This is a genomic window from Hyphomicrobium sp., assembly GCF_019744875.1.
Taxonomy (GTDB): Bacteria; Pseudomonadota; Alphaproteobacteria; order Rhizobiales; family Hyphomicrobiaceae; genus Hyphomicrobium_C.
The window spans coordinates 897,204-916,461 of record NZ_JAIETU010000005.1 but is presented as its reverse complement, the minus strand read 5'-3'; the positions used below and the strand labels follow the sequence as shown (position 1 = coordinate 916,461).

21 protein-coding genes are annotated in these 19,258 nt (G+C 64.5%); 7 read left to right on the top strand and 14 right to left on the bottom strand.

Annotated features, from left to right (window positions below):
* Position 1: 1 nt before the first annotated feature.
* On the bottom strand, positions 2-655 hold the full coding sequence (locus tag K2Y42_RS14300; RefSeq protein WP_291153709.1) for a response regulator transcription factor: 654 nt from the start codon (positions 653-655) through the stop codon (positions 2-4).
* Between the two features lie 257 nt (positions 656-912).
* Positions 913-1,470, bottom strand: coding sequence for a TetR/AcrR family transcriptional regulator (locus K2Y42_RS14295; protein WP_291153706.1), 558 nt, complete (start codon positions 1,468-1,470; stop codon positions 913-915).
* Between the two features lie 68 nt (positions 1,471-1,538).
* Between K2Y42_RS14295 and K2Y42_RS14290 the strand changes: the two genes are divergently transcribed.
* Positions 1,539-2,579, top strand: a complete 1,041-nt coding sequence (locus tag K2Y42_RS14290) for an aldehyde reductase (protein ID WP_291153704.1) — start codon at positions 1,539-1,541, stop codon at positions 2,577-2,579.
* A gap of 56 nt (positions 2,580-2,635) precedes the next feature.
* On the opposite strand, the gene K2Y42_RS14285 is transcribed toward K2Y42_RS14290, so the two are convergent.
* The 3 genes from K2Y42_RS14285 to K2Y42_RS14275 all read right to left on the bottom strand — a co-directional run bounded on the left by K2Y42_RS14285 (position 2,636) and on the right by K2Y42_RS14275 (position 4,987).
* Positions 2,636-3,508, bottom strand: a complete 873-nt coding sequence (locus K2Y42_RS14285) for an aminoglycoside phosphotransferase family protein (protein ID WP_291153703.1) — start codon at positions 3,506-3,508, stop codon at positions 2,636-2,638.
* 67 nt (positions 3,509-3,575) lie between these two features.
* Positions 3,576-4,262: a glutathione S-transferase family protein gene (locus K2Y42_RS14280; RefSeq protein WP_291153701.1), complete on the bottom strand. Its 687-nt coding sequence runs from the start codon at positions 4,260-4,262 to the stop codon at positions 3,576-3,578.
* 38 nt (positions 4,263-4,300) lie between these two features.
* Positions 4,301-4,987, bottom strand: a complete 687-nt coding sequence (locus tag K2Y42_RS14275; RefSeq protein WP_291153700.1) for a class I SAM-dependent methyltransferase — start codon at positions 4,985-4,987, stop codon at positions 4,301-4,303.
* A gap of 171 nt (positions 4,988-5,158) precedes the next feature.
* Here K2Y42_RS14275 and K2Y42_RS14270 point away from each other — a divergent pair, with 171 nt between their 5' ends.
* On the top strand, positions 5,159-5,596 hold the full coding sequence (locus tag K2Y42_RS14270) for an Rrf2 family transcriptional regulator (RefSeq protein WP_291153698.1): 438 nt from the start codon (positions 5,159-5,161) through the stop codon (positions 5,594-5,596).
* A gap of 3 nt (positions 5,597-5,599) precedes the next feature.
* Here K2Y42_RS14270 and K2Y42_RS14265 read toward each other — a convergent pair whose 3' ends face one another.
* Complete coding sequence (locus tag K2Y42_RS14265) at positions 5,600-6,229, bottom strand: TetR/AcrR family transcriptional regulator C-terminal domain-containing protein (protein WP_291153696.1); 630 nt, start codon at positions 6,227-6,229, stop codon at positions 5,600-5,602.
* Between the two features lie 69 nt (positions 6,230-6,298).
* Here K2Y42_RS14265 and K2Y42_RS14260 point away from each other — a divergent pair, with 69 nt between their 5' ends.
* Positions 6,299-7,624 carry an FAD-dependent monooxygenase gene (locus K2Y42_RS14260; RefSeq protein ID WP_291153693.1) on the top strand — a complete coding sequence of 442 codons (1,326 nt, stop codon included), beginning with the start codon at positions 6,299-6,301 and terminating at the stop codon, positions 7,622-7,624.
* 252 nt (positions 7,625-7,876) lie between these two features.
* On the opposite strand, the gene K2Y42_RS14255 is transcribed toward K2Y42_RS14260, so the two are convergent.
* From K2Y42_RS14255 to K2Y42_RS14245, 3 genes are read right to left on the bottom strand one after another with little or no spacing between them, the layout of a single operon-like run.
* Positions 7,877-8,275: a VOC family protein gene (locus K2Y42_RS14255; protein ID WP_291153690.1), complete on the bottom strand. Its 399-nt coding sequence runs from the start codon at positions 8,273-8,275 to the stop codon at positions 7,877-7,879.
* A gap of 15 nt (positions 8,276-8,290) precedes the next feature.
* A complete protein-coding gene (locus K2Y42_RS14250; protein WP_291153688.1) occupies positions 8,291-9,502 on the bottom strand; it encodes a TCR/Tet family MFS transporter in 1,212 nt (403 codons plus the stop codon).
* A gap of 43 nt (positions 9,503-9,545) precedes the next feature.
* Positions 9,546-10,451, bottom strand: coding sequence for an NADP-dependent oxidoreductase (locus tag K2Y42_RS14245; RefSeq protein ID WP_291153687.1), 906 nt, complete (start codon positions 10,449-10,451; stop codon positions 9,546-9,548).
* Between the two features lie 190 nt (positions 10,452-10,641).
* On the opposite strand from K2Y42_RS14245, the gene K2Y42_RS14240 reads away from it, so the two are divergent.
* Positions 10,642-11,280 carry a TetR/AcrR family transcriptional regulator gene (locus K2Y42_RS14240; RefSeq protein WP_291153685.1) on the top strand — a complete coding sequence of 213 codons (639 nt, stop codon included), beginning with the start codon at positions 10,642-10,644 and terminating at the stop codon, positions 11,278-11,280.
* 8 nt (positions 11,281-11,288) lie between these two features.
* On the opposite strand, the gene K2Y42_RS14235 is transcribed toward K2Y42_RS14240, so the two are convergent.
* Positions 11,289-12,008 carry an SDR family NAD(P)-dependent oxidoreductase gene (locus tag K2Y42_RS14235; protein ID WP_291153684.1) on the bottom strand — a complete coding sequence of 240 codons (720 nt, stop codon included), beginning with the start codon at positions 12,006-12,008 and terminating at the stop codon, positions 11,289-11,291.
* Positions 12,009-12,161: 153 nt separating this feature from the next.
* Between K2Y42_RS14235 and K2Y42_RS14230 the strand changes: the two genes are divergently transcribed.
* Complete coding sequence (locus K2Y42_RS14230) at positions 12,162-12,524, top strand: helix-turn-helix domain-containing protein (RefSeq protein WP_291153682.1); 363 nt, start codon at positions 12,162-12,164, stop codon at positions 12,522-12,524.
* Positions 12,525-12,557: 33 nt separating this feature from the next.
* Here K2Y42_RS14230 and eutC read toward each other — a convergent pair whose 3' ends face one another.
* From eutC to eat, 3 genes are read right to left on the bottom strand one after another with little or no spacing between them, the layout of a single operon-like run.
* Entirely contained in the window at positions 12,558-13,370 is an 813-nt protein-coding gene (eutC, locus tag K2Y42_RS14225; RefSeq protein ID WP_291153680.1) for an ethanolamine ammonia-lyase subunit EutC, read from the bottom strand.
* 26 nt (positions 13,371-13,396) lie between these two features.
* Positions 13,397-14,785 (bottom strand): ethanolamine ammonia-lyase subunit EutB, encoded by a 1,389-nt coding sequence (locus K2Y42_RS14220; protein ID WP_291153677.1) that lies wholly within the window; start codon positions 14,783-14,785, stop codon positions 13,397-13,399.
* A gap of 33 nt (positions 14,786-14,818) precedes the next feature.
* Entirely contained in the window at positions 14,819-16,264 is a 1,446-nt protein-coding gene (gene eat / locus K2Y42_RS14215; protein ID WP_291153676.1) for an ethanolamine permease, read from the bottom strand.
* 210 nt (positions 16,265-16,474) lie between these two features.
* On the opposite strand from eat, the gene K2Y42_RS14210 reads away from it, so the two are divergent.
* A complete protein-coding gene (locus K2Y42_RS14210; protein ID WP_291153674.1) occupies positions 16,475-17,494 on the top strand; it encodes a helix-turn-helix domain-containing protein in 1,020 nt (339 codons plus the stop codon).
* Positions 17,495-17,673: 179 nt separating this feature from the next.
* Positions 17,674-17,904 carry a hypothetical protein gene (locus tag K2Y42_RS14205; protein ID WP_291153672.1) on the top strand — a complete coding sequence of 77 codons (231 nt, stop codon included), beginning with the start codon at positions 17,674-17,676 and terminating at the stop codon, positions 17,902-17,904.
* Positions 17,905-17,906: 2 nt separating this feature from the next.
* On the opposite strand, the gene K2Y42_RS14200 is transcribed toward K2Y42_RS14205, so the two are convergent.
* On the bottom strand, positions 17,907-19,256 hold the full coding sequence (locus K2Y42_RS14200) for a HAMP domain-containing sensor histidine kinase (protein WP_291153669.1): 1,350 nt from the start codon (positions 19,254-19,256) through the stop codon (positions 17,907-17,909).
* Positions 19,257-19,258 lie beyond the last annotated feature (2 nt).

Sequence of the window (19,258 nt, the reverse complement as noted above, 5' to 3'; positions counted from 1 at the left end):
GCTAGGGGTCCATCCTGTAGCCGAGCCCGCGGACAGTGCGAATGGCGCTGCTGCCCAGCTTCTTGCGCAGGCGGCTGACATAGACCTCGACGGTGTTGCTTTCAATCTCCGCGCCGAACTCGTACAGGGCCTCCTCGAGCTTCGTCTTCGATACGATGGCCCCGAGCCGGCGCGCAAAATACTCCAGCACGGCGTACTCGCGCGCCGTGAGACGGATTTCCTGCGCCTCGCGCCAGACCGTGCGCGCGGCGAGATCGACCTCAATGTTCCCAATCATGAAGCGGGGATTGGGCATGGCGTCGGCGCGCCGCTGCAACGAGTGAATGCGCGCAGTCAGCTCGTCGAGATCGAACGGTTTCAGAACATAGTCGTCGGCCCCGGAGTTGAGGCCCTCGATGCGGTCGCGGATCTGATCGCGCGCGGTGATGACGATCACCGGAATGCGTTGGCCCGATTTCCGCAACGACCGCAGAAGATCGAGCCCGCCGCCATCCGGAAGATTGAGATCCAGGAGCATCAGATCGTAGGTGATCGCCTGCATCGCCCCCGACGCCGCCTCAAGCGTCTGCAGCCAATCGACCGCGTGCAGTTTTTTGAGATGGGTCGCAACAGCTTCGCCCAGAAGGGGCTCATCCTCGACCAGAAGGATTCTCATTGAATACCTGGCTTCAATCGGAAGCATAAAAGAGCCGGACAGAGGCAGAACGGCCAAGACTTGCGCCAGCCACCACGCATCCGCAAGACCAACCATCCCACGCTAGGCATGCGAGCACGGCAGCCAAAGCCGTTGACGATGAATTTTAGCGGCAGAAGAGAACCCGCAAATCGCGCAGCACGGGCGCGCGTCGGAGACGAATTTCGAGCACCGCCACAGCGGAAAGGTCAAGCCTCCCGCCGCGCCCGCAATCGCTATCAGGTCAGTTCCGGCTCCACCAGCCGGCGCGTCGCGAGCTTGATCGCGGACGACATCACGTCCGGCTCCCGGATCTTGATGGAGATGCCGTGGGCAGCCGCGATCAGCACGCGCGCAAGATAGGACGCGTCCTCGACTCCGGCGGCGCGCAACTCCTCGACGATCCTGGCTTCGATCCTGAAATGCCGCTCCTTGAGCTGCAGATCAGTCCGCCTCGGCTCTTCCATCAGCTCGTCCGCGTGCGGCGACCCGCTGAGAATGGCCGAGATCGCCAGATACTGCCGCGCCAGCGCCTCTCCGATGCGCTCGTACACCGCGCCTTGCGTCGCGAAACCCGCATCGGCCGCTTCCAAAACCTCCGTCAACGTGAGGTCGACGAGGGCGGCGAACACGGCGGTCTTGTCGGGAAATTGCGCATAAAGCGTCGGTTTCGCGATGCCGGCCTCGCGCGCGATGGCCTCCATCGTCGTCGCGCGCAAACCGTCGCGCAGGATGAGAAAGCGTGCCGCCTCCAGGCTTCGGAGCCGCTTGGCCGAGCTGCGATCGACTTTTTCCATAGCACCAAGTTGAACGAATTGAACGACAATGCTATATTTCGTTAAATGGCAGATCCAAGAGGCCAAAAATGAGCGATCGCGTCCTCGTCACTGGCATTTCCGGTTTCCTTGGCGGGCATGTCGCCCTGAAGCTCCTGCAGAATGGCTACACCGTCAGGGGAAGCGTACGCAAACCGGACAAGGCCGATCAGGTCCGCAAGACCATGGCCGCTCATGGCGCCGATATCAATCGCCTGGAGTTCGCGACCCTCGACCTGGAGAACGACGCCGGATGGCGCGAGGAGATGGCGGACGTCACGTATGTCCAGCACGTCGCGTCGCCTTTCAACCTCCAGACTCCAACCGACAAGATGGAGCTCATCCGCCCCGCCGTCGGAGGCACGGAACGAGCGATCCGCGCGGCGCTCGGCTCTGGCGTCAAGAGGATCGTGCTGACATCCTCGATGGCGGCGATTGCCTACGGCTACCCTAAATCGCGCACGACGCCCTTTTCCGCCGCCGACTGGACCCAGCTCAACGGACCCGTCTACGTCGCGGCCTATCCGGAATCGAAGACGCTGGCAGAGCGCCGCGCCTGGGAGCTGATGGCTGAAGCGAGCCGCACAGACGATCTCGTGACCATCAACCCGGCCGGCATCATGGGGCCGGTGCTCGACAAGGATCCGGGCACGACGGCGGCGCTCATCCTCGGGCTGCTCAACGGGTCCATTCCCGCGATGCCGCCAATCGAGAGCCCGATCGTCGATGTTCGCGACATCGCGGAAGCGCACCTCCAGGCGATGATCAAGCCGGGCGCGGGCGGCAAACGGTTTCCGTTCTGCGAAAGCACGCTGCATTTCAGCGAGATCGCGGACCTTCTGGCGCGCAATTTCCCGGGCGCCAAGGTGCCGACACGCCATGTTCCGGCATGGCTGATCCGGCTGTTCGCGCCGTTCAACAAGGACATGCGGAACATCAGCACCGAACTCGGCTACCGCCGCGTCATGGAGACGGCGAGCGCGACTTCGCTCATCGGCCGGCCGCTGATCCCGGCGCGCGAAGCCATCATCGCCACGGGCAAATCGCTCATCGAGCAAGGATTGCTATCGTTGAATGCCGGTCCCAAATGAGCGCATGACGAGCGCGCAAGTGGAGGAGTGAGCGGCATCGGATTGGTTGTCGGCCGTCACGGCTCTTCCAAGAGGCCGCGCAGCGTCGCCCAGACCGAGGCAAGCTCAACCGCGTTGCTCGACGCCAATCCGGCGGCGAGCAACGATGCCTTCCACATCGCCCAGCATCGAGCGCGCGCCCACGTACCCTCATCAGCCTGCACGACTTGCCGGAAGACCTCACGCTCCTCCGTACTAAAAAACGTCCAGGCAATTGCAAAGTCGCAGGCGGGATCACCCGCAGCAAGCTGCCCGAAATCGATCACGGCGCACAGCGCGCCGTCGCACACCAAGAGATTGCCGGGCGAGATATCGCCATGCACCCACACTGGCGAGCCCGTCCATCTCGCCGCCACACCTCGCTCCCACATGGCGATCAGCGCAGACCGGTCCCACGAGGAACCGAGGCGCGCGACCGCCGCATAAAACTCCGGTTCATAGACGCCGAGCGAGCCACCACGATGGAAGTTCTCACGGCCGGGACGCGGCGCGCCGGTCGCATCGACCTCCTGCAAGGCTCGCAGAAAGCGCGCCAACCGACGCACGAACGCGTCGCGGTCCGTGATGGTCGCGTGCCCGGCGTCCTCTCCCGTGAGCCAACGATAGACGGACCATTTGAACGGATAGTCCACGCTCGGGTGGCCTTGCGCCACGGGCACCGGGATTGCCACGGGCAAGTGCGGAGCGAGCACCGGCAACCACCGATGCTCCTTGTCGACTTGACCCGCATAGGCTTCCGAACGCGGTAGACGAATGAGAAAATCATCGCCGAGGCGAAAACTCTGGTTGTCCCAGCCGCTGGCGGCGACCGGCACAATGGAAAGGCCCGCCCATTCCGGAAACTGTGTTCCGATGAGTTTTTCGGCAAGACCAACGCCAATGTTCAACATGAGCACGCTCGACCGTACGCGCATTCCCTTGGGCTTCCGCTTCAATACGCGGGCGCTGACCTCCCGGCTAGAAGACAACGCCGGTCTGCTCCATGAGGCCCAACGCCCTGGCACGCTTGTCTTCCGGATACTTGGGCCGCGCGGCGCTCGGGCGTAACGAGAAACGCTCGAACCAGCCCTCGAGCTTCGGGCAGCCCGGCAGGAGCGGCACGGCATAGAAGTCCGCGGCGTACTGCAAGGTCGCCATCGCGACGCAATCCGCAATTGTCACGCGATCGCCGGCGATGAACGCGTCGTCCGCCATCATCATGCGTTCGATTAGGCGGAGTTGTCCCGCATACCTGCTGGCGCAGACCTCGGCGACCGCCTGGCTCGTGCGCACCACTCCATGACCAAGGCGGCTACCATGGCGCGCCCAGAGCCCAAAAAACGTCAGCGCCTCATCGAACACATGAACGAACTGGCGGGTGCGTGCCCGCGCGGCAGCCGTGCTCCCGCGCATATCGGGGTCCGGCCTCTTGTCCTCGATGTACTCCAGGATCGCGAGCGACTGGCCGACCACCGTGCCGTCCTCGTCCTGGAGCATCGGCATCGAGCCGTTTGGCGCGAGCGCTTTGACCGACGCAGGCGGGACATCGGCCGTCCGGTCCGGCTCATCGAAGATGATCTGCTCGATGCCCACCGGCTCCTTCTCGGCCAGATAGATGTTGAGCCTCTGCGGATAGGGCCCGAACGCGAAATTGTAGAGCTTCATCGGCAATCCCGTTCCTCATGAGAAATCGATGGACGCGGTCAGGATTGACCAGCTGTCGCCACCCAGCCGCGAAACGAGAACGCGGCGTAAAACAGCGCCGGCTCCTCGAAACCGGCCTCACGCAACATCGCCCCTTCTTCGGCGGGGCTTAGGAGCGGCAGGCGCGCGGCCATCGCCTTTGCAGACCCCGCCGCCTTCGCAGGATCAGAGCCCGCGTGGTCTGCGAACGCGGCCGAACGGGCAAGCCAGCGCTCCGGATCGCCATCGGGCGCCGTGTGATGTGCGACCACGAGTGCGCGGCCCGGCTTCAGACGACGCCGGATTTCCCGAAGCGTCCGCACCCTTTCGCCCCCGTCGAGAAAGTGCAGCGTAAGAAGACACGTCGCGCCGTCGAAGGGACCAAGTGGCGCCTGATCGACCGTTCCGGCAATCAGCTCGACCCTGTCGGCGTGAGGCGCAACGATCCGCCGCGCAAGATCCAGCATGGCGGGCGATGGATCGACGCCTGTGAACCGCCAGCCCGGCCGCGCCTGTGCCATGGCGCGAACCTCGAGCCCGCCTCCCGCGCCAACCACGAGCATATGAGCGGCCCCAGGCGCCCGTTCGGCGAGCAGAAGTTCCGTCATCCGGTGAAGGTCCGACAGGCCCGGCACCTTTTTCGGGGTTTCACCGGCGTAGGCCGCGACAGAGGCCGGATCCAGGAATGGCGCAAGATTGCCGGTCATCGCGCCACCCCGGAGAACACAAGCACTGAGCCGGCAACAGTGGACATCGCGCGATCACCTCATGTATCAGTTATAGATACATATAGCGAGCAATCCATCACGTATCAACAACAGATACGTAAGAAATTGAATCGGATCGTCGCACACGGCGTTCACCGAACGGACATGCGAATGAACAAGGACACTAGGCTGTCGGACGTGCTGCACGTGCTGCTGCACATGGCGCAGGTTGATGAACCGTTGACCTCGGACGTGCTCGCCAAAAGCATGGGCACCAACCCGGCGGTGTTTCGCCGGACGATGGCCGGATTGCGCGAAGCGGGCCATGTCCAGTCCGGCAAAGGCCACGGCGGCGGCTGGCAACTGTCGCGTCCGCTGGAGCAGATCACGCTGCTCGACGTCTACGAGGCCCTCAATCGCCCCACTCTGTTTGCCATCGGCAATCGGAGCGAGCGCCCTGACTGCATGATCCAGAAAAACGTGAACGCGGCCCTCACGGACACGATGGCGCAGGCAGAGGCGCTGTTCGTCGAGCGCTTCGGAGAGATCACCCTCGATCAGCTTTTGCCGAAACGAACTGGTCCTGCATCGCGGCGGTGCAACTCGTAGCGCTTAGCTCTTTCGGCCTTTCCGCTTAACGGCTCCCCCACCTGCACCCGCCGATGCGCCGCCTGGCAGTCTTGCCGCAAGACCATCGAGGATGAGGCTCAGCCCGTCCTCGAAAACAGCTTCATGATCGATCGAAGGATCATCTGCCGGCGGCTCGCCCTTGGCCACGTCGAAACTGGCTTCCGCTTGCTCCTCCAGCACGCTGCCCACCGTGAAGCGGCCTGACGCAATCATCGCCGCGCGGGCATCGTGCTCCGGCACGCCGGAGGCAATCAGGAAATCCAACTTCCGGAAGATCCGCTCCATATCCTCCGTTGTGGGTCGCGAGCCGGCATGGAGCCGTGCACCGTCACGCCGCATCAGCAGCGTTCGCCGGAAGCTGCGCGTGTTCTCGCGGAACCACTCGGCCCAGTCGTCGGATGCCGTCGGAAGCGGCTTGGTCGCATGAGGCGCCATCGCCGTCGCGGCCATCGCGGCGAGCAGGTCCTCCTTCTTCCGAAAGTGCCAGTACAGCGACGGCTGCTCGACGCCGAGGCGCTTTGCGAGTTGCCGGGTGCTGATGGCGTCCAGGCCAACCTCGTCGAGCAGATCCAGGGCTGCGGCAATAACGGCTTCACGATTCAGTTTGCTCATATTGACAATCTATCAGTGATAGGGAATGTTGCAAGCTCCCTATCAGTGATAGATTTGCGGAGTTCCCCCATGTCTGAGCGTTCCAATAAGCCTTCCCTCAAGGTTCTGATTTGCGGCTGCGGCATCGCAGGCCCCGCCCTCGCCTACTGGCTCTCTCGGAGCGGCCATCACGTCGTCGTCGTCGAGCGCTTCTCGGCCCTCAGGGCAACGGGCGCGCAGGTGGATCTGCGTGGGCAAGGCATCGAGGCGGCCGAGCGCATGGGCCTCATCGGCACCATTCGGAGCAAGCGCGTCGACGAGGCGGGCGTTTCGTTCATCGATTCCCACGGCCGCACCGGCGCGACGATCATGGCCAACCGGTCTGGCCAAGGGGTGCAATCCCTGACGTCCGACTACGAGATCATGCGGGGCGACGTGGTGCGGATTCTCCACGACGCGACCAAGGACGACGTCGAGTACGTCTTCGGCACGAGCGTCGAGAGGTTCATGCAGAACGGGCGGAAGGTGCTGGCTCAGTTTTCCGACGGTACGTCCGACACGTTCGATATTCTGGTCGGGGCCGATGGTCAGGGCTCGCGGATAAGACGAGACATTCTCCCGCTCGATGCGCCCGATCCCTATCTGCGGATGGGCATCCACATGGCCTATTGGTTCATCCCCCGCACGCACGCCGACGACGGCAACATCCGCAACACCTATCTCGCCCCCGGCGGCCGCATGATCATGCGGCGAAGCCACAATCCCACGGAAACGCAGGTCTACTTCGTGCTCCGGGAAACCTCCGAGGAAGCCTCAGCCGTGCACAGGGCATCGCCCGAGAGGCAGAAAGAATTCTGGGCCAAGCGCTTCCGCGACGCCGGCTGGCAGACCGACCGCTTCATCAAGGGCATGCAAACGACGCCCAGCTTCTACTCGCAGGAAGTCGTGCAGGTCCGCACGGACACTTGGCACAGCGGGCGCGTGGTGCTCGTCGGCGACGCCGCGCATTGCGCCTCGCCGTTCAGCGGCATGGGCGTATCAGGCGCGCTGGTGGGCGCTTACGTCTTGGCAGGCGAAATCAACCGCGATGTCGAAAATCTCCCGCGCGCATTCGAGCGCTACGACAGAACGCTGCGGCCCTTCGTCAATGAAATCCAGAACATCAGCCCCACCCTCTTGCGCATGGGCATGCCCAAGACGAAGTTCGGCGTTGGCCTCCTGCTCTTGTTGGCCCGCTTAGCGAGCGCCCTTCGCATTCCGGACTTGATCGCGAGGTTCAAGTCGCACGACAGGGGCGGCGACTGGCGCTTGCCGGAGTATCCCGAAACCACGCAGAGCGACCCGGCACTCATCGAGCTCACTCGGCAGGAGCTGCCGCTTAGCGAACGAGCCCCAATGATCGAGACGAAGATCTGACGATGAGACCGCGCGTGGGGAACCGCATGGCCGTCCAACGCGGGCAGCTGTCCGGATCCCGCGCGCGTCTCGCTGCTGATGGCCGTAACTCTTGCGGCCACTCGCTATCCCGAACCGCCGCGGTGAAAACAGAGTCACCAACGCACGAAGGCACGGCCATCAAAGACCGTGCCCGCTGATACCCGACGTCTCCCAAGATGGCCGTCTCTCCATTCCGCGATCATCCTGCGAACCAGAGAAACGCCGACCGGATCACCTGCCGCTGAAGCGCTTCTTCGCCTCTTCCGTCGCCGGCATGTAGAGCGAAACCGCTGTGCCTTCAGGGTCGCGGAACTGGAACGTCTTGTTCCCCCAAGGCATAGTCTTGATCTCATGGACGAGCGGAACCTTGTCCTTGAGCCGCGCGTAGTCGGCGTCGATATCCGCCACCTGGAACTCGAGCGCAGCGGTGCGATTGGCACCGGGCTCCGCGCTCCCATCCTTCCATAGCGCCACCGTCTCGACCGATCCGATCGCGAGCGTCGCACCCGGCGTGACGATTTCCGCGAACACCGGCGCAAGCCACTGCGCCTTCTGTCCGGTCACCATTTCGTAGAACGCGACCATCGCCTTGACGTCGGCGGCAATCAGTCGGGTGGATGCGAATTTCATGAGAACCTCCATCGATTAAGACGCACGGCGCGCGGTGAGCAGGGGCAGTGCCCCGCGTGCGCTCCGTGTGCCGAGAAAAACCAGCGGAACTGCAGTTGCGTAGACAGCGACGACAAGGAGCCAGATGGCGCCCGGCCACTCCTTCTGAACCAGGAAGTAGAACGTCGAGAACACCAGCGGCGTGATGACGGACGCGAGGCTGACGGCCGACGCCAGCACGCCTTGGAGTTGGCCTTGGGACGCCGCATCGACTTGCCGCGTCGCCAACGCCTGGAACGCGGGCGTGCCGATTCCGCCGAGCGCAAAGACCGGCATGATGGCGAACACCATCCAGCCCTGGTTGGCGAAAGCCATGAGAGAAAGAGCGACGCAGGCGCACGTGAGACCGGCAACGACGGCCCAGCGCTCTCCAAGAAACTTGGCCGCGGGACCGGGCAAAAACGCCTGCACCAGCGTCTGGCAGATGCCGAACGCGCCGAGCGACAAGCCGATCCTCATCCCGTTCCACTGGAACGTATCGAACCCCCATAGCGCCCAGCACGTGCCATAGGCCTCGCCGGCGCCACTCAGCAGGAAGTAGACGAACACAATCGGCAGCAGCCCTTTCATCTGGAACATCCAGCGCAGCGGCCGCAGCGGATTGAGCGACGCAAGTTCGAGCTTCTGGCGCGTGGGCGTGCGAGATTCCGGCAGGGCGAACAGTGCCAGTAGCAGATTGCAGCCATTGAGCACGGCCGCTGCGATGAACGGCAGCCGAAGCCATTGGTCGCCGAGAATTCCGCCGAGCGCCGGTCCGATGATGAAGCCAATGCCGAACATCGCGTTCGACAGGCCGAACCGGCGGGCCAGCACATCCTCCGGAGACATGTCCGTGATGTAGGCCGCGGCAACCGAAGTGCTGGCGCTGGTCAAGCCGGCAATGGCGCGCCCGAGCATCAGCATCCAGAGCTGCGGCGCGAACGCCATGACGAGATAGTCGACCGTGGCGCCCGCCAGCGAGACGAGAAGGACGGGACGCCGCCCGAAGTTGTCGCTCAGGGCGCCAAGCACCGGCGCAAAGATGAACTGCATGAGCGCGTAGAGCGAGACCATGATCCCAATCGTCGGCGCGATGTGCTGCGTGTGGGCCACATCTTCGAGAAGCCGCGGGAGAATAGGAAAGATGAGCCCGACGCCCACGGCATCGAGACAAATCGCAGCGTAGATGACGACAAGGGGGGTGTTCATTGCGGGCTCTGAAGAGCGGGGCCGGGAGGAATTTGCAGGCGCGTCAGCCAATGGAAATGATGAGCTTTCCCGTCACGCGCCCCTCGGCGCTGATTTTTTGCGTGTCCGCGGTTTGCTCCAGCGGAAAGGCGCGCTCGATGCGCAAGCGAAAACGGCCTTCGGAATGGAGGCGCGCCGCGAAGGCAAAGATTCGTTCCGGATCCTTCGGGGGGCCGTGGGAAAACTTCGCGCCGTAGGTCTCGGCCGAGAAGTCGGCGACCGACAGAACATGCGAGGGATCGCCGACGATCGCGATCAGCTCGGGGATGACCCCGGATCCGGCGACGTCGATTGCAGCGTTCACGCCGAGCGGCGCGAGCGCCCGCACGCGCTCGGCGAGGCCCGGACCATAGGTCGTCGGGATTGCGCCGAGCTCGCGGAGATAGTCGTGCTTTTGCGCGCTCGCCGTGCCGATGACCGAGATGCCCTTGTTCCGTGCGAGCTGAACGACAGCGGAACCGATGCCGCCCGCCGCGCCGCTCACCAGGAGCGTCTGGCCGGACGACACGCCCACTTCCTCGAGCGCACGCGTCGCCGTGTCCACGATCACCGGCAGTCCACCCGCTACCTCGAAGGGCAGATCGTCCGGCTTGCGAACCCAGTACGTCAGAAGCGCGGACTCGGCCATGGTGTTTTCACCGAAGCCGAACACCGCGTCTCCAACTGCGACGCCGGAAACGCCTGAACCGACCTCGTCCACGAGGCCCGACGCCTCGACGCCGAAGCCTGCGGGAAACGTCACATCCTCGAAGGCGCGATACTGGCCATCCCGGCGCTTCCAGTCCGACGGATTGACGCCGGCCGCCCGCACGGCGATCCGCACCTGGCCTGGGCCGGCATGCGGCGCATCGATCTCGACCACGCGGACGACTTCCGGGCCGCCGTATCCGCTGAACTGAACTGCTTTCATGACCTGCTCCTGCCGGCCCTCGGCCTATCGGCCGGTAAGCCTGGAAACTCGGAAAACCTGGACGCGAGAGCGCTTCCCCGCGTCGCGCCAACTGGCGCGCATCGGGCAAAACGGCCGCCCTGGACTATTGATGTGTACTAAGCACAAAAATATACTTAGTACAGCCATGAGATGTGGTACCTATCGCCCCATGTCAACACCCACCGACCGCAGATCCCGCAAACGCCTCGCCACGCGGCAGAACATCTCCAATGTCGCCACGCGCCTTTTCTTCGAGCGCGGCTTCGACAACGTGACCGTGGACGAGATCGCGGCCGCCGCCGACGTGGGGCGAATGACCGTGTTCAATCACTTCGCCCGCAAGGAAGACATGTTCTTCGATCGCGACGAGGAGGGCCGCGATATCCTGCGGGAAGCCTTGCGAAATCGGCCGCGCCGGATCGTGCCGATCGAGGCGCTCCGCCTGCTCGCTCACCGGCTGGTGGCGGAGCAGAGCCCCTACGTCGAGTTTTCAAAACGCAGCCAGAGCTTCGTCGAAACCATCGAGCGCAGCGAAACGCTCAAGGCGCGCGCCAGGGCCATCCGCGACGAACTCGCGCAGGTCGTTGCAACCGCTATGGCCGAAAGCGTAGGGCGCGAGCCGACCGACCCCGACGCCCGACTGGCCGCCGCGACGCTCCTGGCGACGTGGGCAGTCGCGCTTCTCCAGGCTCACCTCACCTTTCGCGAGACGAGAGACACGGCAAAAGCGAACGCCGCATTCCTCGCCATCGTCGACAAGGGAAGCGTGGGCCTCAAAGCAGCGATGGCGCGCACGCCCTATGCCTGAACGCCCGCTCACATCGCCCCGACCATGCGATTGATGCTCTTCGGCGCGATCCGCAGCAACGCCGGAAGCATCCGGATGACCCCAGGCAGCGCCATCGGCCTGCGGCGCGCAAGAGCTTCCAGCGTGACGGCGGCAACCTCCGCCGGCGCCATCTTCTTTCCCTCGTGGCCCGCGTTCATCCGGGTGTCCGTCGCGGGCGGAAGAACTTCGAGCACATGCGTCCCCTTGGCGAGCAACTGCCGGCGCAGCCCTTCCGCGAAGCCGTGCAAGCTGGCCTTCACAGCACCGTAGGTCGGCGCGCGGGCCGGAGACACCAAGGCGAAGCCCGAGCTGACGAACACGATTGCACCGATATCCGGCCAACACTTGAGCACTTCGCCCGTCAACTGGATGGGCGCGGTGAGATTGAGAGCAACTTCCTGTTCGAGGTTCTCGGCAGCCTCCGCCGCGCCGGTAAAGTCTCGCTCGACGAACGTGCCGGCGTTGCTGATGAACACGTCGAGCTTCCCGAAGCGGCTGGCGATGGCATCCAGCATCGCGGCCCTCGCCTTGGCATCGGTCACGTCGGCCGGAATGGCGAGCGCTTCAGGATGCGCGGCCGAAAAGCGTGCGAGCGCTTCGGGAGATCGCCCGCAAACCGCAACGTCGTCGCCACGGCTCAGAAAGGCTTCTGCCAGCGCAAGCCCGATCCCGGCCGTTCCGCCGGTAATCAAAATCGTCTGTTTCATAAGTCCGGATCACTCCCCCTACCCCGAAAGGAGATGATCTCCCTTGGTGACATGCTGCATAGTGGGAACCACGCCGGACCATCACAAGGAGGCACGTTTTTGGAACGAGGTCACTCAGGAGAAACCGCCTCCAACTCTTGCCTCACGGCCGCCTTGGGGCGCATCGGCGAAAAGTGGACCGTGCTGGTTGTCTTGGAACTGGCGTCCGAACCGAAGCGCTTCAGCGCGCTGCGTCGCTCGATCAGCGGCGTCTCTCAGAAAATGCTCGCCAACACCCTGCGCGGCCTTGAGCGCGACGGCTTCGTCACGCGCACCGTGCACCCCACCAAACCGCCGAGCGTCGAATACGACCTGACCGATCTGGGGCGCGACATCGTCGGTCCCCTAAAAGACCTCGCGGCGTGGATCAGCGACAATCTGCATCGGATCGACAGCGCCCGACGGCGTTTCGACGCCGAGCAGGGAGACGATGACATGAACCCGGACACCGCCCCAGCGCTCGCAGGGGAACCGTGATACTTGCGCGCTCGCTGGTCGCGCTCCCGCCGCTCACTCGTTTCCGAGCAGGAAGTTCTCGCCTGACGTCGTCAGCGTGCTCGGCAGCGCTTCGGCCTCATCCTTGAGCTGCACGCCCGAAAGCCCGCGCCGGCGCGCTTCGGTCATCAGGTAGAGCAGCTTGTGCGCCGCGCCTTCGTAGGAGAGGCCCTCGCGGCGAACGTTCGAGATGCAGTTGCGCGACTCGTCCGTCAATCCGGCGCGCGGATTGAGCGTCATGTAGATTCCCATGCTGTCGGGCGAGCTGAGCCCCGGCCGCTCGCCGATCAGCACCACAACCATCTTCGCGCCCAAGAGCTCGCCCACCTCGTCGCCGACCGCCACGCGCGCTTCCTTGACGAGCACCAGCGGCGCGATGTTCCAATGCGAGGCCCCCAGCGCGGGCACCATCACGTCGAGAAACGCTGCAGCGTTCTCCTCGATGGCGAAGGACGAAAGCCCATCGCCGATGACGAAAACGACATCGTAGGGCACAGCCGGCTTCGGCGCGGCGACCAGCGCCTCGCGCGAGGCGTCGTCCAGCTTGCGGCCCTTGTCGGGCCGCTGCAGGTAGACGGGCCGGTTGCCGGCGGCACTGTGCAGCACCAGCGTTGCATGACCCCGCTTCTGAAGCGCCGCTTCGAGCGCCTCGACATTGATCTCGTGATGGACGGCGTTTCGCGCTCTCGCATGCGCCAACTGAAATTCGAGATGCGGCGTCGTCGGTAGGCTCGTGCCGGACCGCCCGAGCGCGATCCGCGCCGGCGTGTACTGGCGCAGCTTGCTCCACGGATTGGTGACGACGATGGTCTTCGGTGCGTCTGACATGGGCAGCCTCGGATGGACGCAGGATCTCAGTGCAGATGCGCGAGCGCGCGCTGGAAGGGCTTGGGCAGCGTGTCGGCCAGCTTGAGGTCGGCGCCATCCTCGAAGATGCCCGCCTGATGCAGCCACGCCTCGAACTCGGGCGCCGGCTTGAGGCCCAGAACCTTCCGCGCATAGAGCGCGTCATGGAACGACGTCGTTTGATAGTTGAGCATGATATCGTCCGAGCCGGGGATGCCCATGATGAACGTGATCCCGGATACGCCGAGCAGCGTCAGCAGCGTGTCCATGTCGTTCTGGTCGGCTTCGGCGTGGTTCGTGTAGCAGATATCGCAACCCATCGGCACGCCGAGCAGCTTGCCGCAGAAATGATCCTCGAGACCGGCGCGAATGATCTGCTTGCCGTCGTAGAGATACTCGGGGCCGATGAAGCCGACGACGGTGTTCACGAGCAGCGGGCGGAACTTGCGCGCCACCGCGTAGGCGCGCGCTTCGAGCGTCTGCTGGTCGACATCGTGGTGCGCGTTGGCCGAGAGCGCGCTGCCCTGGCCCGTCTCGAAATACATGGCGTTGTTGCCGACGGTACCGCGCTGCAGGCTTTGGGCCGCGTCATAGCCCTCCTTGAGCAGCGCGAGATTGATGCCGAAGCTGCTGTTGGCCGCCTGCGTACCGGCGATCGATTGAAACACGAGGTCGAGCGGCGCGCGGCGGTTGATGGCTTCGATGCTCGTCGTCACATGCGTCAGCACGCACGACTGGGTCGGAATGTTGTAGCGCGTAATGACCTCGTGCAGCATCTCGATCAGCGTCGTGACGGCGGCGATACTGTCGGTGGCCGGGTTGATGCCGATCACCGCGTCTCCGTTGCCGTACATGAGACCATCGACAATGCTGGCCGCGATCCCGGTCGGGTCGTCGGTCGGGTGGTTGGGCTGAAGCCGCGTCGAGAGACGCCCCTTGAGCCCGATCGTGTTGCGGAATTTCGTGACCACGCGGCACTTCTGCGAGATCAGCACCAGGTCCTGCACTCGGCAGATCTTGGACACGGCCGCCACCATTTCGGGCGTCAGGCCCGGAGCCAGCGCCGCGAGCGACGTTTCCGTGGCCGCATCCGAGAGCAGCCAGTCGCGAAATCCGCCGACCGTCAGGTGCGAAACGACACTGAACGCCTTCGCGTCGTGATCGTCGATGATGAGGCGCGTCACCTCATCCGTTTCGTAGGGCACGACGTGTTCGGAAAGGAACACGGGCAACGGTACATCGGCGAGCGCCATCTGAGCCGCCACCCGCTCCTCGTCGTCACCCGCCGCAACGCCCGCGAGATAATCTCCAGATCGTGCCGGCGTGGCTTTCGCCATCAGCACTTTGAGGGTCTCGAAGACGTAGCGGTGGCCGCCAACAGTTTGCAGATAGGACATGATGCGCACTCGCCGATGGAGGTTTCCGATGACTTAGTAGGGCGCTTCCTCGCCTGGGGCAGCCGCCACAAGATGATGCCGGCTGTAGATTGCGAAGTAGGCAACGAGGATCGCGTAGGCGATGGCCGAGAGGAAGGCGACGCTGACCGCATGATCGCCGACCATCATCTTCGTGTCGCCCACGAACACCGCCGCGAGCGCGATGCACGCCAGCACCAGCGCGATGCCCGACGTCAGCACACCGCCCGGCGTCGAATAGGGACGCGGCAGATCAGGCTCGGCAAGGCGCAGCTTGATGTGAGACGCCATCATGAGGATGTACGAAATCGTCGCTCCGAACACGGCCATCAGAATTAACTGATCGCCCTGGCCGGTCAATGACAGAAGAAAGCCGACGATGCCCGGAACGATCAACGCCACCCACGGAGACTGGCGCGCGTTGGTCAGCGACAGGCCGCGCGGCAGGTAGCCCGCACGCGACATGGCGAACACCAGGCGCGAGTAGGCGTAGATGATCGAAAAGAAGCTGGCGATAAGGCCGGCGAGACCAACGAAGTTCACGAACTTCGAAATCCAGGTCGGCCCGCCGTACGTCGCGGGATGCTCGAGCGCCGCCACCAGCGGATTGGTGTTGGCCTTGAGCGCTTCCGAGCCGACGCCGCCCGGCCCGAGGATCATGATCAGTGCGCAGAACGCCAACAGCACGAACATGCCGCCGATAAGACCGCGCGGCAGGTCGCGCTTCGGATCGCTCGTTTCCTCAGCCGCCAGCGGCACGCCCTCGATCGCGAGGAAGAACCACATGGCGAATGGAATGGCCGCCCAGATGCCGAGATAGCCGAACGGCAGGAACGACGATGCGCCGGTCGCTTCCGGATTGACGGCAATGTCGAACCACTTCGCGCTGTCGAAGAAAGGCGCCATGGCGAAGATCCAGACGATGAGCGCGATCACCGCCAAGGCCGTGATGCCGAAGATCAGCCGCAGAGCTTCACCGGCGCCGTAAATGTGAATGCCGAGGAAGATGCCGAAAAACGCCGCCGACACGACCCACTGGGCGATGTCGATCTCGAACAGCGATTTGATGTAGCCGCCGATGAACACGGCGATCGCCGCGGGCGCGATGGCATACTCGATCAGGATCGCGGTGCCGGTCAGAAAGCCGCCCCAGGGGCCGAAGGCGCGCCGGGCGAAACCGTAGCCGCCGCCCGCCGTCGGAGCGATGGTGGCGAGCTCGGCTAGGGCGAAGCACATGCAGGTGTACATGAGCGCCATCATCACGGACGCGATCATCAAGCCGCCCCAGCCACCCTGGGCAAGGCCGAAGTTCCAGCCGGCATAGTCGCCGGAAATAACGTAGGCGATGCCCAGGCCAACGAGCAGCAATGGCCCGGCCGCGCCTCGCTTCAACTGCCTTTTTTCGAAATATTCCTTGTCGACTTTATCGTACTCGACACCGCCGTGACCCGACGTTTCCATGGCATTCCCCTTGAGCACTGTTTTTATTGGGGTCGCGCTGCAATGCAGCATCGACCGCTCGACGTGCAGTAGCGATCGACGCTAGAACTGCGCTACTATGTCGTCTATCCAATTTTGGCAGGTCGTGCCTGCCGTCGACTTTAGTTCAAGGGATCCCAGCGGTCGTTCGCACTCGGTGGTCCGTGGTTCAAGCAGAGCGGCGTCACGACCTTGTCGAACCGATCGCAGAACGCGCCTGAAGGGATACCGCCGCCGCCAGCCGGCCACGCGCAGATGCACGTCGCGCGCACGCACGATATCGACGAGCAGGCTGCCCTTCTGCGCGGCTGGAACCAGACCTACGACCAGATGTCGGCCGGATCGTTCCAGGGTGCGTTTCTGGAAGCGAACATCGAGCGCGTGCAACTTTTCCGCGAGGTGACGAGCAACGCTCTCTACCAGACCGGCGTCTTGGGCGCGGGCACCGTCGCCGTCGGCGTGCCGCTGGCGCTGAGCGGCAACGCCACCTTCTGCGGCCGGCAGTGCGACGGCACGCAGCTTCACGTCTTCTCCGGCGACGAGGCTTTCGAGTTCTTCTCGCCCTGCGGCCTCGACATGGCCGGCTTCGTCTTCGCCGAGGAGAATTTGCGCAGCGTGCTCACCGCCGACGAGTGCGACGCCGTCATGGGCGTCCTGCGCAAGCCGCACCTGCGATCGGTATCGGCCCAGAACGCCGATCGCCTCCGGCAGCTCTTCGTCGATGCCTGTGACGTGCTCACCCAGTCGCCCGGTATCGCGCTCGACACGCTTCGCTTGTCGGCCATGACACGCGACATCACCGCCGGCCTTGCGAGCGCGCTTGCCCTCGAAACGGACGAAGTCGGGGAGCCGCTGCGTCCGTCGCGCCGCTCCCACATCGTAAGCCAGGTCCGGGAGCTTGCCGCCCAGGGGCGTGACGGCAGCGCTTTGACGGTGGAAGACCTATGCCGCAACCTCGGCGTGAGCCGGCGCGCCCTGCAGTACTGCTTCCTGGAGACCGTGGGCATCCGCCCGTCGACGTATCTGCGCGCCGTCCGGCTGAACGGCGCCCGCCGCTCGATCAAGCACGCGACCTCGGTGGCGGACGCGGCCGCCCTTTGGGGGTTCTGGCACTTCGGGCGGTTCGCGCACGACTACAAATCGATGTTCGGCGAGCTGCCGTCGGAGGCGTTCCGGCGCTTTCACCGCTCGAAATCGCTGCCGGTCGACTAGCCGCATCGCCCGAACACCCGGTTTCCGGCGGGCGCTCTGCGGCACACAACCCACCGAATTCGGTCCAAATCCCTCCCGATTTCCCTGTCCGCAGCCATTTGCGCGGCGGGCCTCTCGTTGTCAGGTTACTTTCATGTTGAGGAGTCATGGTGCCCGCACACAGGACCTTCGAGGGCACCATGACGCTTCCTTTGGCATCGCTTGCCGCCTCCATGATCGCCGCAGGCGGCTTGACGCTGATTTATCAGCGCAGCGGCAAGCGCAGCTTCGAAACGTTTCTGATTTTTGCCGGCCTGGCGCTGATGACCTGTGGCATCGCCATCGCCCGCGACATCGTCGACGGCTCGACGAACATTCTCTGGGTCGTGCAGCACGCCCCGCCGCTGATGGCGACCGCATCCTCGCTCTAAGCCTAGAGCGCGCCCGGGAACTTGAGCACAATCTCGAACCCGTCGGCACGCCCCTCGGCTGGCGATGACATCTCGAACCCCGCGCCTGCCTGCCGCATCAACGCATCGACAATCGCAAGACCCAGCCCGTCGCCGGGACTGCCCGGAGAACCGCCGCGGCGAAACCGCTTCTTGAGCCCGGCCAGCACATCCGGCGGGATCGTGGCGCACCCATTCGTGACGCGCACGCTGTGGTCGCCTTGCACGCGAACGGTGATCGGCGCCGTCGTGTCTCCGTGATGCACGGCGTTCTCGATCACGTTCCGGAGCACGATCGCCAGCGCATCCTGGTCCATGGCCACCCAGCACGCATCCGCGGGTGTCTCGAGCGCCAGGCGGGCGGAGACTTCTGGCCGCCACGCATATTCATCCGCGATCATATTCGTCACGGCGCCGAGGTCGCTCCGCTCCCGGCCGCGCCCGAGGCCAGCCTGGGTCCGCGCCAACTGCAGCAGCTTTTCCACGCGCCGCCCGAGCTGGCCGAGCTGCGAGGCAACGTTCTCCGCCCGCACGCTGTCGGGCGTTCCCTTGAGATTGGCCGCCAGCAACTGGATCTGCGCCCGCGCCGACGCAATCGGATTGCGCAGCTCGTGGGCCGCGTTGGCGGCAAACGCACGCTCTGACCCGATGGCCGCCTTGAGCCGCTCCATCATCGTGTTCGTGGCCTCGATGACGGACGTCAGCTCTCCCGGCAGGTCCGAGCTGTCGAGCGGATCGAGGTGGTCTCCGCTGCGCGCCTCAAGCTCGCGCGACACGCGCGCCATCGGCTCGGTCGCGCGATTGACGGTGCGCAGAATGGCGAACACCGCGAGCGGCAGCAGCGCGAGCAGCGGCGACGCCAATCCCAGCCACAGCCCGACGGCTGCCTCCGAGCGCTCTTTCAGCTCCTGCGCCACCACGATCCGCACCTTCTCCTGGCGCAGGAACTTCGAGTAGTAGCGAAACCCGCCGCTGTTGTGGAAGCCGTCCCGCAAAGACCCCGGCGGCGGCACGCCCGGCGCGCCGTCCGAGGCGACGAGCACCACGCCCTGGGGGTCCTGCAGATAGTAATGAACATGGCCGCGGCTGGCCTGAAACGACGTGGTCTGGCCCTGCCCCGCCTTCGCCACGGCCGCCTCCGGGCCCATCAGCTTGTACTGATGCAAGGCAATGGGAATGATCTGCCCGGTCGTCTCCCGCAACGCGCTGTCGAACACCTCGTCGAGTTCGTGCCGCACCGTAAGGCCGGCAATCGTCACGCCCGACACCCAGAGCACGGCAACCAGCCCGATCAGGGTTTTGAGAAGCCGCTGCCTGATGGTCCAGCGCGCCATGG